Annotated in this window: 17 protein-coding genes; 12 read left to right on the top strand and 5 right to left on the bottom strand. The window is 52.2% G+C overall.

What is annotated here, in order from left to right:
* Positions 1-93: 93 nt before the first annotated feature.
* From pcn to NVIE_RS12945, 3 genes are all read left to right on the top strand, one after another.
* Positions 94-843, top strand: coding sequence for a proliferating cell nuclear antigen (pcna) (pcn, locus tag NVIE_RS12955; RefSeq protein ID WP_227717558.1), 750 nt, complete (start codon positions 94-96; stop codon positions 841-843).
* Positions 844-865: 22 nt separating this feature from the next.
* Positions 866-2,263 (top strand): aspartate kinase, encoded by a 1,398-nt coding sequence (locus NVIE_RS12950; RefSeq protein WP_265101324.1) that lies wholly within the window; start codon positions 866-868, stop codon positions 2,261-2,263.
* A gap of 81 nt (positions 2,264-2,344) precedes the next feature.
* Positions 2,345-2,536 (top strand): hypothetical protein, encoded by a 192-nt coding sequence (locus NVIE_RS12945; protein ID WP_144239738.1) that lies wholly within the window; start codon positions 2,345-2,347, stop codon positions 2,534-2,536.
* Between the two features lie 45 nt (positions 2,537-2,581).
* On the opposite strand, the gene NVIE_RS12940 is transcribed toward NVIE_RS12945, so the two are convergent.
* The 4 genes from NVIE_RS12940 to NVIE_RS12925 are packed head-to-tail and all read right to left on the bottom strand — an operon-like array spanning position 2,582 to position 7,048.
* Entirely contained in the window at positions 2,582-3,868 is a 1,287-nt protein-coding gene (locus NVIE_RS12940; protein WP_075055629.1) for an ABC transporter permease, read from the bottom strand.
* A 14-nt stretch (positions 3,869-3,882) separates the two neighbouring features.
* Complete coding sequence (locus tag NVIE_RS12935) at positions 3,883-5,892, bottom strand: COG1361 S-layer family protein (RefSeq protein WP_075055628.1); 2,010 nt, start codon at positions 5,890-5,892, stop codon at positions 3,883-3,885.
* On the bottom strand, positions 5,889-6,659 hold the full coding sequence (locus NVIE_RS12930; RefSeq protein WP_084790837.1) for an ABC transporter ATP-binding protein: 771 nt from the start codon (positions 6,657-6,659) through the stop codon (positions 5,889-5,891). The genes NVIE_RS12935 and NVIE_RS12930 overlap by 4 nt, the downstream gene beginning before the upstream one ends.
* Positions 6,656-7,048, bottom strand: coding sequence for a DUF7475 family protein (locus tag NVIE_RS12925; RefSeq protein ID WP_075055627.1), 393 nt, complete (start codon positions 7,046-7,048; stop codon positions 6,656-6,658). Before NVIE_RS12925 ends, NVIE_RS12930 begins: the two co-directional genes overlap by 4 nt.
* 220 nt (positions 7,049-7,268) lie before the next feature.
* On the opposite strand from NVIE_RS12925, the gene NVIE_RS12920 reads away from it, so the two are divergent.
* The 6 genes from NVIE_RS12920 (at position 7,269) to NVIE_RS12895 (ending at position 10,970) form a co-directional block, all read left to right on the top strand.
* Positions 7,269-7,565, top strand: coding sequence for a winged helix-turn-helix domain-containing protein (locus NVIE_RS12920; protein WP_227717384.1), 297 nt, complete (start codon positions 7,269-7,271; stop codon positions 7,563-7,565).
* 38 nt (positions 7,566-7,603) lie between these two features.
* Positions 7,604-8,005, top strand: a complete 402-nt coding sequence (locus tag NVIE_RS12915; RefSeq protein ID WP_075055625.1) for a hypothetical protein — start codon at positions 7,604-7,606, stop codon at positions 8,003-8,005.
* Positions 8,006-8,096: 91 nt separating this feature from the next.
* Entirely contained in the window at positions 8,097-8,807 is a 711-nt protein-coding gene (locus NVIE_RS12910) for a PepSY domain-containing protein (protein WP_075055624.1), read from the top strand.
* 257 nt (positions 8,808-9,064) lie between these two features.
* Positions 9,065-9,340, top strand: coding sequence for a hypothetical protein (locus NVIE_RS12905; protein ID WP_075055623.1), 276 nt, complete (start codon positions 9,065-9,067; stop codon positions 9,338-9,340).
* 265 nt (positions 9,341-9,605) lie between these two features.
* Complete coding sequence (locus NVIE_RS12900) at positions 9,606-10,106, top strand: PepSY domain-containing protein (RefSeq protein ID WP_075055622.1); 501 nt, start codon at positions 9,606-9,608, stop codon at positions 10,104-10,106.
* A gap of 228 nt (positions 10,107-10,334) precedes the next feature.
* A complete protein-coding gene (locus NVIE_RS12895) occupies positions 10,335-10,970 on the top strand; it encodes a PepSY domain-containing protein (protein ID WP_158435242.1) in 636 nt (211 codons plus the stop codon).
* Positions 10,971-11,076: 106 nt separating this feature from the next.
* Here NVIE_RS12895 and NVIE_RS12890 read toward each other — a convergent pair whose 3' ends face one another.
* Positions 11,077-11,502 carry a hypothetical protein gene (locus tag NVIE_RS12890; protein ID WP_075055620.1) on the bottom strand — a complete coding sequence of 142 codons (426 nt, stop codon included), beginning with the start codon at positions 11,500-11,502 and terminating at the stop codon, positions 11,077-11,079.
* A 169-nt stretch (positions 11,503-11,671) separates the two neighbouring features.
* On the opposite strand from NVIE_RS12890, the gene NVIE_RS12885 reads away from it, so the two are divergent.
* The 3 genes from NVIE_RS12885 to cobJ all read left to right on the top strand — a co-directional run bounded on the left by NVIE_RS12885 (position 11,672) and on the right by cobJ (position 14,014).
* Positions 11,672-12,664, top strand: coding sequence for a multicopper oxidase domain-containing protein (locus NVIE_RS12885; RefSeq protein WP_227717383.1), 993 nt, complete (start codon positions 11,672-11,674; stop codon positions 12,662-12,664).
* Positions 12,665-12,748: 84 nt separating this feature from the next.
* The gene (locus tag NVIE_RS12880) at positions 12,749-13,081 is read left to right on the top strand and encodes a hypothetical protein (protein ID WP_158435241.1); all 333 of its coding nucleotides are present in this window, start codon (positions 12,749-12,751) and stop codon (positions 13,079-13,081) included.
* Positions 13,082-13,216: 135 nt separating this feature from the next.
* Complete coding sequence (cobJ, locus tag NVIE_RS12875; RefSeq protein ID WP_075055618.1) at positions 13,217-14,014, top strand: precorrin-3B C(17)-methyltransferase; 798 nt, start codon at positions 13,217-13,219, stop codon at positions 14,012-14,014.
* The last annotated feature ends 71 nt before the right edge of the window (positions 14,015-14,085 follow it).

The raw sequence follows: 14,085 nt of genomic DNA, 5'->3' as shown, positions 1-14,085 counted from the left end.
TTTTAGAAAAACCAAAGATCTTTTTGTGCCCAAGACTGGGCTTGCGGACAGCAATGTTTAAAATCAGTATAGGCTGCCACATACTGTAATTTGGTGTTTGTAGCCAAGACAAAGTCTCCCGAGGAGTGGAAAGCCGTTGCGTCTGCAATCTCGACGCTGGTCGACGAGGCCACGTTTGAAGCGACAGCCGAAGGCATATCTTTTCGCGGGATGGACCCGTCCCACATTGCGCTCATCGACATCTTTTGGCCCGCTGCGGCGTTTGAAAAGTACGAGTGCGACAGCGCAGTCAAGTTCGGGATCCGCGTCGACGAGTTCTCAAAGCTGGTCAAGAGGGCGGACAAGAAGGACACTGTAGAGATACTGCTGGGCGACGACAGCATGCTGCACGTAAGGATGCAGAACGGCTACAAGCGCGAGTACAAGACCCGGCTCATCGAGAGTTCCGCCAGCTCGACTCCCCTTCCAAAGCTCAACTTTAACTCAAAAGCAGTGCTTTCAGCAGTGGCGTTTGACAAGGTGCTATCAGACGTTCAGGTAGTATCTGAATTCATTTCGCTTGATAGCAAGTCTGGCAGGATAAACTTTGCAGGCAAGGGCGACTCGGGCGAGGCAAGCGTGACGCTTGAAGCAGGAAACGAGGGGCTTGAAGAGCTTGCCGTCAAGGAGGACAGCAAGGCTACGTACAGCCTCGACTACCTCAGCAAGATAACAAAGGCAGTCATTGCGATGGGAGGCTCTGTCGCTGCCGAGTATTCAAGCAAGATGCCCCTCAGGCTGGAGTTCAAGATAGCAAACGTCGGCCGCATACACTTCTATCTGGCTCCCCGCGTACAGGACTGATGACTTTGCAATGATAATCGTGATGAAGTTTGGCGGTACGGCGGTGGACTCGCCAGACAAGGTCCGGCACGTAGCGCAGCTGATAAAGTCATCCCACAAGCCAGGCAACGACGTCGTTTGCGTTGTTTCTGCGGTCAGGGGCATGACCGACGGCCTCCTGTCCATAGCAGACAGCGTGAGGCGCGGCGACCGCACCTCGATCGAGGATTTCGTGAAAAAATCATTAAAGATCCACACCGACATTGCAAGCGGCGCGATATCCGACAAGAAACTAAGGGAAGACGCGCTTGCAGACGTGAGAAAGACGATCGGCGAGCTCAAAGACGTGCTTGGAGGCATCGTCCTTCTGGGAGAGGTGACGCCCAAGTCGCTTGACTACCTGATGTCGTTTGGCGAGCGCCTGTCGACCCCGATAGTCGCGTACGCCCTCAGGGACATCGGCGTCGACTCGGAATACCTTACCGGCAAGGAGGCAGGCATCGTGACGGATTCCAATTTCGGCGAGGCCCGCCCGCTAATGGACACGACAAAGCTTCGCGTGAACCACAGGCTTGGCCCGATAACAAAGCGCGGGGCGGTGCCGGTCATAACTGGCTTTATCGGCGCAGACCAGCACGGCAACACGACTACGATAGGGCGCGGAGGCTCGGACTATACCGCGACCATAGTCGCGGCAAGCGTCGGCGCAAGCGAGGTGTGGCTTTGGAGCGACGTTGACGGCCTGATGACAGCGGACCCCAAGATAGTGAAAAGCGCGCAGGTGCTAAAGGAGGTCTCGTTTGCAGAGGCGATGGAGATGGCGCTCTTTGGCGCCAAGTACATGCACCCAAGGGCGCTAGAGCCCGTCATGGACACCAAGATCCCGATACGCATACGCAACACGTTCAACGTCAAGCACCCCGGCACGGTAATCACGCAGAACCCAAGCCGCGACTCGCAAAAGATAGTGAAGTCGGTAAGCGCAATACGCCACACAGCGCTCGTCGACGTGAGCGGAGGCGGCATGGTGGGGGCGCCGGGGACTGCGGCCAAGATCTTTGACACGCTTGCCAGGAACAGGGTGAACATCATGATGATATCCCAGAGCCCGTCGGAGTCGAGCATCTCCATGGTCCTGCGCAAGAGCGACCTTGACAAGGCGACAACCACGCTTGAACTGAACCTGCTTGGCAAGGTGATAAAGCAGGTGAACGTGAGCGATGACGTTGCAGTCATTGCGGTGGTGGGCTCGGGCATGCGCGGGATAAAGGGCGTGGCGGCAAAGGTGTTTGGCGCCGTCGCCAAGCGCAGCATCAACGTCATAATGATAGCACAGGGCTCGTCGGAGCTGAACCTCGCATTTGTGGTGAACGACAGCGACTGTGAGCGCGCGGTAAATGCCCTGCATGAAGAGTTTGGGCTGGGAAAAGCGCGCAAATAACCAACAATAGCTGAAGTCGCCGCAGCGATTCTCACTTGTGAGAAAACTAGCAAGCATTCAATATCGCAGAGACTCTTTTTTATGCGAGATACAATGGAACTGCACGAGCTTTTTGATCTCAAGGGAGACATCTGGTTTCGCAAGGGAGACTACTTTTACACCCTTGAGCAGGTGCAAAAGATCGTCAGGGAGGTGCTGCGCACCGAGCCAGAGCGCGCGCAGGGAATCCTCGACAATTTCGCGCCATCCGACAGGCCCGCGTACAAGCAATAGGAAGAACCGAAAGCCAAGGGGTTGGACACAGAGGCCCTTTTTCCGTCAGTCCCGCCTCAAAGCAACGATGGGCTCAAGCCGCGACGCCTTCCATGCAGGGTAAATGCCGGCCATCAGGCTCAGCCCTACGGACAGGCCCCACACGTACAGGAGGTCCGATGGCAGGTAAACCGGCGATATATCTTGGCCACCGCCCGTTCTCGGCCCGAAACTGAATACGCCTGTCAGGAGGGACCCTGCTGTAATTCCAAACACCAGCCCCAGCGTGGCCCCAATTACCCCTATTATCGAGGCTTCGCTTATGAAGATCAAGAGTATGTCCTTGTTGAGAGCTCCTATCGCCTTTATTGTGCCGATTTCGCGGATCCTCTCCGTGACAGAAGTGTAGAGAGTTGTCACGATGCCGACTGCGCCCACGACCAGCGCGACCAGCGCTATTGCCAGGATAAAAGAGCTAAAGCCGGACGTAAATTGCTGCCTTGCCTGCAGTACTGCCTGCGGGGTGCTGATGCCGACGCCGTTGCCATATATAACCCGGATTTCATCCTGCACCGTGCTGACGTCGTCCGGCGACGGCACGACTACCATGAGAGAGTCGTACCTGCCATTCTTGTGCAGGAGCGAGTTTGCGATCTCGGGGCTGATTATTACGGCCCTGTCGATGCTCGGGTTTCCCGTCTGGGCCATTACGCCTCTTATTATGAACGACCTTGACTCTTGCTTGTCCTCGCCGGTGTACGGATCCACAAACGAGTAGGACGCCTTGACCGTCTGTCCGACTACGAGGAACGGGGTCGGCTGGCCTTCGGGATTGGCGATGAAGTCCGCGACCACCATCCCAGTGGGGTCGTTCTGCTCCAGTTTTGCGCCTTCCTTGTACTGTATCGTGGGCGCTATGGTCACAAGCTTGTCTGGATCTATTGAAAACACGGAAACGCTCCTCTCTCTTCCCTGCGACTCTAGCGTGACGCGCCCCGTGTACGTGGGTATGACATCGTTTACCAGTGGCAGTGTCTTTACCTTTGTGACTACCGCGGCGTTAAAGGTGACCGTGGTGCCGGACGATTGAGGCTGGCCGCCGGCAGAAATGACAACGCCTCCTCCGCCTCCACCAACAAAGGTGCCGCCTCCGCCAGAGTTGGTCAGGGTCAGGACGTTGCTTGCCAAGTTGCTGAACTGCTTTTCGATAAACACTCCAAATCCCGCGGTGAGGCCGTTGAGCGCGACCATTAGGGAGCTTCCCACCACTACCATCAGTATCGTCAGGGCGGAGCGGACCTTCCTGTCCCGGAGGGCTTCAAACGAGAGGTAGTAGATATCGTCGATCTTCATCGCACATTACACACTCACGATGATGTCGGCGGATCTTTTGTATCCGTAGCAGGGTTTTCCAGTATGTCCTCGATGTTCTTGCGCTTGTCAGGGCCGTCATCCTGAACTTCTTTCAGCTTTTTTGCATTTGCGCGCCTCTTTTTGACTACGAAAAAGGCGGCTGCTGCGGCCGCTATTGCGACGCCTATTATTATTACTACCATCATGAAGAATTGGCTCCCGTTCTGGTTCTGGATTATTCTCCCTGCAGGAGATGCAGAAGCCTGTTGCTGTGCCAAGACGGCATTTGCGCTGGTTACAAACTCGTGGGAGTTTCTCAGGTTGTCCTTGTAGGTTATTTTTAGCGTCACGGGATGCGTCGTGCCGGCTGCAGAGTTGCGCGGGATGTCCATCGGTATGCTGAATGGAAGCGGCGAGTTTGCCGTCAGGTCGCCAAGGTACTGCGGGGCAGGCGCGGTGGCGGCAGTATTGTTGTTCCTTTGCCCGCCGCCCGGGGTAGCGCCCTGTTGCGGAAATTGAGAGCTGGACTGCCCGCTACTGCCAGCAGAGTTGTTGCCCCGCTGAGCAGGCTGGCTTTCTCCAGGTGCTTGCACCAGCTCGACTGTCGTGAAAAATGCCGCGGTGTTGCCCTCATTGAGTATGTTGCCGACGAGGGTAGGCGTGGCTCCGACGTAGTTGATCGATAAACCGTAGACGCGGAGCACTATTTCGCCGTCAACATATGTCCCAAGGACGTACTTTTCCGTCTTGGGCGACCCGTCAAGGATGTAGTCGATGGTCACGTCAAACGTTGCCGGGTTGCCGATAAGCGAGGTTGATGCAAACACCTGAGTTTCAAGCTTGGCCTGCGAGCCGGGGTCGATCTCGTCTACTGCCCACTTTGAATCGCCAAGTATGTTCAGAGAAGTAGAGCTGGACTGCATGGTCACGACCGCGTTGTTTATCCTGCTGGTGCCCTTGTTTGCGATTTCAAGGACAAAGTTATCCGCCTTGCCGGCGACTATGCGGTTGTCGGTCTGGTTCTCGCCCGAGGAAGCCCTCACGCCAATGACCGAGGGCGCATTCTGCAGCACAATGACCCCTATCGCCGGCGTCAGGGTCTTGGCGCTGCCTGTCGCATCGTTGTACGTGATTTGCAGTTGTATGCCTGCAGTGTTTCCTCCCGCGGATATGTTTGGAAACAAGGTTGTGGTGAGCGTGGCGTTTGACCTTGCCGGTATCGTGCCGAGGGTAAAGGTGTTTGTCCCAAAGTTGGTTATCTGCGGCCTGATTGTTGCGCCTGAAGAGCTCTCAATTGTGCTTGTCGATCCGCCGTTTATGCTGATGCCAGTTATCGACACTATCACGCCGGTTGCAGGCGCGCTGCCAGTGTTCCTTATCGCAATGTCGACGTTGTTTGACACGCCGGGTACCAGGTTGTGCGTGACTGCTACAGGATCAAGGATGACCTTGCCAGTCAGCCTGAACGGGATGGTGTCCTCGTTACTCCGCGGGCTCCCAGTTTCATACAATCTCTGGTATTCTACCTTTAGCGCGGTGTTGTACGTCCCGACATGGGTGCTGTTAGAGACATCCAGGTCAAAGTACAGGATGAATGTCTGGCCAGCGTCCACCACGCTGTCAACGGTGGCAAGGGCGGTGCCACCGGGAGAGGCCCTGCCATTGGACGAGAATCCTGCTGGCAGGGTAAGCAGGCCGGTAACACCGGTGATTGCAGAGAACCCCCTGTTCACCATCACCACGGCCAGCGTCGACGCGCCATCTCCCGGCCCGACTTCTTTTCGGACATCGGCGGCAGCAGAGGTGCTCGTGCTGCGGTCGATCCAATATGCGTTGAGAAACGCTGGGCCGCTCACTGACGCGTCGATGATCTGCCTCTCGGATGGTTGCGGTAGCTCGCTCTGCGCGCTTGCGCCTGTCAGGACGACCGACGAAAGAGAAAAGAGCAGGATTCCGATTAAAAGGAGTGACAGGATCCGCGTGCCTGCGCTAACTTTGCTGCCAGGCGTCATCATCCTCATCATAAATTCCTGACCTCCTTTTCGATGCCACCATCCCTGACGTAGATGGCGCGGTCGGTGGCGGCTGCAAGCTCTGGGTTGTGCGTCACCATTATTATCGTCATGCGGAATTTGTGCGACAGCATTTTCAAGAGCGCGAAAACCTCGTTTCCCGTCTTGGTGTCAAGGTTTCCAGTCGGCTCGTCAGCAAGCAGGATTGCAGGATTGTTCATCAGCGACCTTGCGATGGCGACTCGCTGCTGCTGCCCTCCGCTCAGGCTTGTCGGCTTGAAGTTTGCCTTGTCCTTTATTCCCAGCACTTCAAGCACTTTTAGCGCCCTGTTGCGCCTTTCCTCCTTGCCTATCTCCATCACGATTGCAGGGAGCTCGACGTTTCTCAGGACCGTGGTCCTGTTTATCAGGTTGTACGACTGGAAGATAAAGCCGATGAGCTTGTTCCTCATCGTTGCTATTTCCTGGTCGCCGAGAGAGAAAATGTCCACTCCGTTTATGATGACTTTGCCCGAAGTAGGCCTGTCGATGGCTCCAAGGAGGTTGAGCAGGGTGGACTTGCCGCTTCCTGAAGGCCCGACTATGGCCACAAACTCGCCTTTTTTCACTGTAAAAGTCGCGTGCTTTAGTGCCACCACTTTGCCGGCACCCGAGCCAAACACCTTGTACAGGTCCTTCGCTTCCAGCGCGATATCTCTGGGCAAGTCCGCGGCACCTCCTGTTTCTTCATGGAATTCCGGCCTTGCAGAAGGATCATGATGATGATAAGGGTGCGTCATTTTTTGCCTGCTTCCTCTTTCTTTTTCCCGGCCATTGCAAGAATCGCGATGCACAGTCCGATGAACGCCAGCTGCGCAACCTCGACTGCAATCGCCATCGGATTCACGCCGCCTCCTCTGCCGGTGATCGGGTTGCCCGGCACCCTTGTGATAAAGTATACCGCCACCAGGACAGCCGTGCCGCCAATGCCGACCGCGTACCATGGTTTGCCCCACCTCCTTATCGTCGGTACGACCCAGAAGACCTGGGCGATCCCGCCTATGAGGAAAAACAGGCCCGTATTGGTGTTGAATCCAAGCATGTTTGGCGCAAGGATGAGGTGCAGTATGCCTCCAATCGCGGTCGCAGCGGCTGCTGCGTAATGTAATACTCTTCTTTTTACTGCCATACCCAGAAAAAAATGTAAGAAAATTTCGTAATAAGTGTTATTTACAAATGACAAGTAACATTGTTACCTTTGTACTTTTTAGGGCGCAAGGATGACATTCCGATCTACATGAATAACGTTGTTATTTTGTCTCTGAGGGAGAGAGCATGATCAATTATTTATATAGAAAGATGACAATGCAGGATGAAGAGAACAAGCAATTATTGCATGAGTTGAATTGGTGCATGAATATCGAGAAAGGATCTACATCAGAAAGGACATCATACTCAAGCTGTATGAACATGGAGAATTGAACCAGAGTAAACTCATGAGCTACTGTGGCCTCAACAACGCAAAGCACAGGGAGATACTTGACGAGATGGTCAACAAGGGCATGATAACCAGAAAAGAAGAACCGTGGGGGAGCAAGATGATAATAAAATACAGCGTGTCGGAAAAGGGAAAGGAGATACTCAGGGCCGTCCTTGAGCCATACGAAGAGCTGTTTCCAAGGGGAGATACTACAGCAAATGATTGAAATGTTTCCAGGCTGCGCAGCGGAGGTGAAGCAGAGGGTTGTCTGACGAAGGCAAGGACCATCACCACAGCAACAAGAGCGAGAACCTCTTCAAGATAATAGACGGCATAATTTTCGAGCTTAACAGGACAAAGAGGCTGTTCATAGTCATGGTACTGACGGGAATGATAGTGCCGCCCCTGACGTTCCTGATTGTAAACGCCCTGACGGAGCCTTTCATGCCTGGCCCGGGAGGATTCCGGGAAATACACCAGGAAAGGGTGTTTCTCAGGCAGCTGCCATGGATAGTATCAATAGTCTGGCTTGGGATTGGCATAAGGCAGTGGCTGGTCCTTTCAAAGTGGACCAAAAAGTACGACAGGTACAAGAAACTGCAGGAAGAGATTGACAAGAAATTCGACGAAGACGAACCTGCGAATAACGCGGGGCAGAATAGATAGTAGTTGCCACGGTTCTATCAGATGTGTCGGTAATTTTCTTAACTATTCTTTTTTCCCAATTCTTTAAAATTGTAGTTACAAGAATGTAGTAATGTCAAGTCTTACAGGAAACAAGAAATTGTTTATTCCTGCCCTGTTGGCGGTCGGCTTTGCGGTTGCGTCACTGGGTACAACAGCAGTAGTGGTGATGATGCCTCTTGCTTCCGCGCAAGTCCCGCCAGCCAGTCCGGAAGGAGGTAATGCCACACAGACATCCCTTCAGATAACTGGCTCCATAAATGCCCAACAAGCAGCAAAGGACTTTTTAAATGAAAACCTGAACGCAACATTTGTCGATGCTTCAGATATAGCAGAGAATCAAGTTGTCAATGGAACTGTAATTCTAGGTCACCTTGATGTAGTGCAGGGTTACCTGGTGTACAACACCACAGTGGCCAACATTGGTAATGATACTGCCTACAGCGTGATCATCGACCCCAGCAGCGGAATTGTACTTGCCATCTCTGAAGGAACGCCTTTAGGCACGATTGGTGGTCAAGGAGGAAAGGAATTTCTAGACAGTGGAAACGCGACTGCGACGCTGGTGGACGCTGCTGACGTTGCAGAAGGACAGTTTGTCAACGGCACGGCAATTGCAGGCAGCTTTGAGATAATGCAGGGCAATCCGGTGTATAATATCACCGTGATAGACGTAAACAATGGAATGCTCTTCCAGGTAGTCGTCGACCCGAGAACAGGAAATGTACTCACCACTTCGGAAGGAGCGCCTATGGGCGACCTGGGCATCGGAGGCGTTTTCTGACGCGATTTCGTCCTCCTTTATCTCTTTTTTCAAATTACCCATTTCTAGATATGACAGGGCATGTCAGACCTATGATTGCGTTGATTGCGAAAAAATGCCTGCGAGTGGCGCTAAACAGAAAGAAGTTCAAAGAGAGCTTCCAGACATTTCACAGCCAAAATAGTATTTGCAAATTTTGCTCTAAATGTTCCGGATAATCTCGCTACCTATCATTTTTGCTCAAGCCTTTAAAGCCAGTATTGCGCAACATTTCAGCGATGTCAAGTCTAACAGGAAACAAAAGGGCGTTCGTACTTGCGTTGCTGGCTGCAGGTTTTGCCGTCGCATCAGTGGCGATAGCAACACCAGTCGCTTTCGCGCAAAACGTGACTCCTCCGGGTGGAAACGTGACGCCGCCTGGAAACGTGACTGGAAACATGACCCAGACGGCTTTTGAAGCAAATCCAGACCAGGCAACTCCTCCAGCTCCTCCGTTCCCGCTTCCGGGTGGAAACATGACTGGCGGAAACCAGACTGGAAACATGACTGGTTAAGAAAGCAAGGACCAAAGCAACGAATCTTGCACACACAGACAGAGGGCCCACAAAAGTCAAGCAAATGACAACGGGTGGGCACTTTCTCTTTTTCTTTTTTTAAATCATCAGGTTTCTGAATCATTCGTTTCTGAATCTGATGGAAAAACACGCCTCTCAAAGTGAGCAGTGTCTGCATATGAAACATCATCATTTTAACTGTAGTAACTTTGTTACCTATCACTTGTAAAGAAGGGTTAAAACTATTTTTCCAACTACACCAATCATGGGAAACCCATACCTTCGAAAGAGCGTCGTGATCCCAGCCGTTGCAGTAGCGGCAGTGCTGATAACCGCGCTGGCTGCAGGGACCGCGTTCGCTCAGGAGCAGAACAAAACCGCCCCAAGCATCAAAGGCTCGGTGGATGTCAAGGGAACCGTGCAGAACTACATCAAGGACAATCTGAAGGTGTCGTTTACGGCTGCCGCAGACACGGCTGCTGCGCAGGTTGCGAATGGCACGATAGTATCAGGCAACCTTGGCGTTGTTCAGGGCTACCTCGCCTACAAGTTCTTTGTAGTCAACGCTGATACACAAGTAGGACACATAGTTGTAGTTGACGCAGGAAACGGCCAAGTGCTCCACACGTCCGGCGACATCCAGATGGGCGGCGGCCGCGGAATTGGCATGTTTGGCGGACATGGCTTCAAGGGCCACGGATTTCACGGGTACGGCTCGTGGAACCACGCTGCTCCTGAATCAGGACCTCAGGGAACTCAGTCCTGATCCCTGACGCCACCTCATTTTTTCCAGATTTTCTTATTTTTGATCTCAAAATATCAGAGATTTTTTCAATATAGAATTACCAGAAAACTTAACGCCGTTGATTCTACCTTACATATTCCCGATAACCGCGTTACCTATCATTTTTGCTCAAGCCTTTAAAGCCATGGCTGCTACATTTGGGTAATGTCAAGTCTAACAGGAAATAAAACAGCGTTTATTCTTTCCCTGTTGGCTTTGGGCTTTGCAGTTGCATCGCCGGCTATTGTGGCGCCGGCTGCGTTCGCGCAAGACCTGGCCAGCCCGGAAGGAAACCAGACGAGTCCAGGTGGAAACCAAACAGCTCCGGGCGGCAATAGCACCCAGACGGTTGCTTTTGTAAATAATAACAACAACAACGGAATAACGACGATACAGGATAATGGCAACCAGACGGTTCCAGAACCTGAAGGTCAGCAGCTAGGTCAACCGGGTCAGATAACAGGCACAATAGACGTCAAGCAAGCGATAAAAGACTTCTTGACTGAAAACCTGAACGTAACGCTCAGCGAAGCAGTCGCTACGGCAGAAACTCAGGCCAACGGAACGGCAGTTGTAGGTCACCTTGATGTAGTGCAGGGCTTCTTGGTATACAGCGTCATAGTAGTTGACATAAACAACGAAATGTTACACTCGGTGATCGTCGATGCCGGCGACGGAAGCGTCCTTGCATCTCAGGCAATACCGCTTGCCCAGCTTGGGGCCATGCACGGAGGCATGATGATGGGTCCGCATGGCGGGATGTTTGGCGGTCCAGGCGGCCAAATGATGCAACCGCCGCCAGGCAATGAGACATCAGAAGGTCCGATGGGAGGCATGGGCTTCTAAGCCTGGCCATCTTCTTCTTCCTTTTTCCATTTTTAACCCAAAACACGCATATAGTATCTTTTCAAGATAAAGTAAAAAATTAACAAAAAAGAAAGACAGGCTCTACTTACTGAAAAGTCACACGTACTGTGGCAAAGCCAGTAGCCACATTGTTGTCTACTTCGCAGATCCATTGTTTGCCGTTTAATTCTGCCAGCCTTTCAGAAGCGGTCATTACCGTTCCCCTGCCTTTTAGTTTTGCAACGCCTTTAGAATTGGGAGCTTCTCCTGTTCCCTCCCCTTCTCCCACAAGCATGTCTCCCTTGTCAGTCATCTGAATAAACTTGACGCGCCAGCTTGACGTCCCGTCGATGTTCATTTGCGTCTCTACAGTATCCCAGTGAACTCCGCGGTATTTGCCGCTCATCGTGCCCTTGTTAGAAAATTCGGTCCTGATCCCGTTCTGTCCTATTTCGAGAATCCTCGAAGATGTCGCCTTTGCTTTTATGACGATGCCGTTTGTTTTACTTCCACCTGCTGACTTTTTGGCCATGCTCAGACGATATATTACGTAGTTGATATTGTTTTTGCAGAAACGGCTCAAGGCAGCGTCTTGAGGGAATTGCGCGAGATTTCTATAAGATTAGAAACGGGATAACACATATTATCAATGTAACATTTTTGCAGTTCGTTTGTCCGGCAATATGTTGCTGGTGGCGGTTATGGCTGTAGCTGTTGCAGGAAGCGTGATGGCTTTTTCGTCGGTTAAAATGCAGGCAGGGGCGCAAAATGAAGACAAGATGGTCGCAGGCCACAGTACAGGCATCTACAGGACGACAGGCGACGTGCTTGACCCAGAGCATGATAGCAGGCAACTGAGCAATGCAGTTGTAGATCCTGACAAATATCTGCGCGAGTTCAACTACGGGCACGTGTCAAAGCTGCCTGACGGGACAACTCTTCGAGAGTTTACGATAGTGGCAGACGACAAGCGAGTGATGGAAGTGTCGCCAGGCGTTTCCTACAATGTGTGGACGTTCAATGGCACCGTCCCCGGTCCTACGATCCGCGCAACTGAAGGCGACCTTGTGCGCATCCACTTTGTCAATAATGGCACTCTTCCACACACGATGCACTTTCACAGTATCCATGCCGCTGAAATGGATGGTGCATTTGATCAAGTCGCGCCGGGAGGCCGATTTATCTACGAGTTTACGGCGGAGCCCTTTGGCTTACACCTATACCATTGCCATGTACAGCCCCTTGAAGAACATATTGCCCACGGTCTTTATGGCGCATACATCGTCGACCCGAAGGGGCCGCGCCCGCCAGCCGATGAAATGGTGATGATGATGAATGGGTACGACACTGATTTTGACACTGAAAATAATTTCTACACGGTAAACGGCATCCCGTTCTACTACATGCATCACCCAATACAGATTGAAAAGAATCAATCGGTACGCGTGTATCTGGTAAACATACTCGAATTTGACCAGATAAACAATTTCCACCTGCACGGAAACCTGTTCCACCTGTACCGCACTGGCACAAGCCTTACTCCTGACGAGTACGCGGACATGGTGACTATGAGCCAGGGCGAGCGTGCAATACTGGAATTCACGTACAAGTACCCTGGACAGTACATGTTCCACGCCCACAAGACAGAGTTTGCGGAGAAGGGCTGGACTGGAGCCTTTCTGGTAAGGGAATGATAAAGAGAGATGGCTACCGCCAATATCACAAACAAAAAGCTTGTCATAATTACTGCAGTACCGGCCGTCTTGACGGGTCTCATTATGATGGCATTTATCCTATGGCAGGGAGACCCAGCTGCAAATGCAGACATTCCTCCCCCAAGCGTGACAATAGACCGAGTTGAATTCGGAGACGGAGTGATTACCGCGCATGTGCGCAATAATGGCCTTGAAATAGTTAAGATAGCTCAGGCAGACATTAACGACAGGATAGTACCGGCGGCGATTGAGCCTTCAAAGGATATCAAAAGTCTAGAAGAAGCCAAACTTGTGATACCGTTTAACTGGTTAGGCGGCCAACCGTACGAAGTAGGCGTGACAACATCAGACGGCACGAGGTTTGCGGCATTGGTTGTAGAAGCACCCACCACGTAAAGTATCGATCAAGAGTTGTTATTCAGGCGGAAAAAATACTGGCGCTAATCAGAGTTTTATTCTTTCCCGACTTTACCACAAAAACATGCTTTAACAAGAAAGAGATAAATTGTATTTTGGCACCTCAGCTGCCAAATGACAGGTGAACCTGCAAAGAAAGGCAAGCTGTACGTGGTAGGCGTAGGCCCCGGCCACCACGACCACATGACGTACAGGGCAAAGCAGGTCATTCAGGAAAGCGAGGTAATAGTCGGCTATGAAACGTACGTCGGCCTGGTAGAGGACCTCATACAGGGCAAGGAAGTGTACCGCTATGCCATGACGCAAGAAGTGGACAGGGCAAACCAGGCAATCGAGTTTGCAGAAAAGGGAAGGATCGTTTCGCTTGTTTCATCCGGCGACCCGGGCATCTACGGCATGGTCGGGCTCATCTACGAAATTCTTGCGGAAAAAGGCTGGGACAAGGATTCTGGCATCTATGTCGAGTGCGTGCCAGGAGTCTCGTCTCTCAATTCTTGCGCAGCCCTTGTCGGGTCTCCTCTGATGACAGACTTTGCAGTCGTCAGCATGAGCGACCTTCTGGTCCCGTGGGACATGATAGTCAAGAGGGTCGAAGCGGCCGCGCTTGGCGACTATGTCACCGTCATCTACAATCCTGCAAGCAAAAAGCGCGTGCACCAGCTGCGCGACACCCGCGACATTTTTCTACGATACAGAAAGCCGGAAACCCCGGTTGCAATAATCAAGGGCGCGTACAGGGAGACCCAGCAGGTGGTCATGACAACTATTGACAAGATGCTCGAGCACCAGGACATGCTTGGCATGATAACGACGGTCATCGTGGGCAACTCGTCGACCTACAACTACAAGGGCATGATGATAAACCCGCGAGGCTACACGTCAAAGTACCAGCTGGTAAAAGAAGCACACTGACCTAACTTGAGCATGAGCGACTTTCTGATCTAACAGGTTCTTTCCTGCACCCCTGGCGGAAACCAAGACAG

It is taken from the genome of Nitrososphaera viennensis EN76 (genome assembly GCF_000698785.1).
Taxonomy (GTDB): Archaea; Thermoproteota; Nitrososphaeria; order Nitrososphaerales; family Nitrososphaeraceae; genus Nitrososphaera; species Nitrososphaera viennensis.
This window is presented reverse-complemented; position numbering and strand designations above follow the sequence as displayed.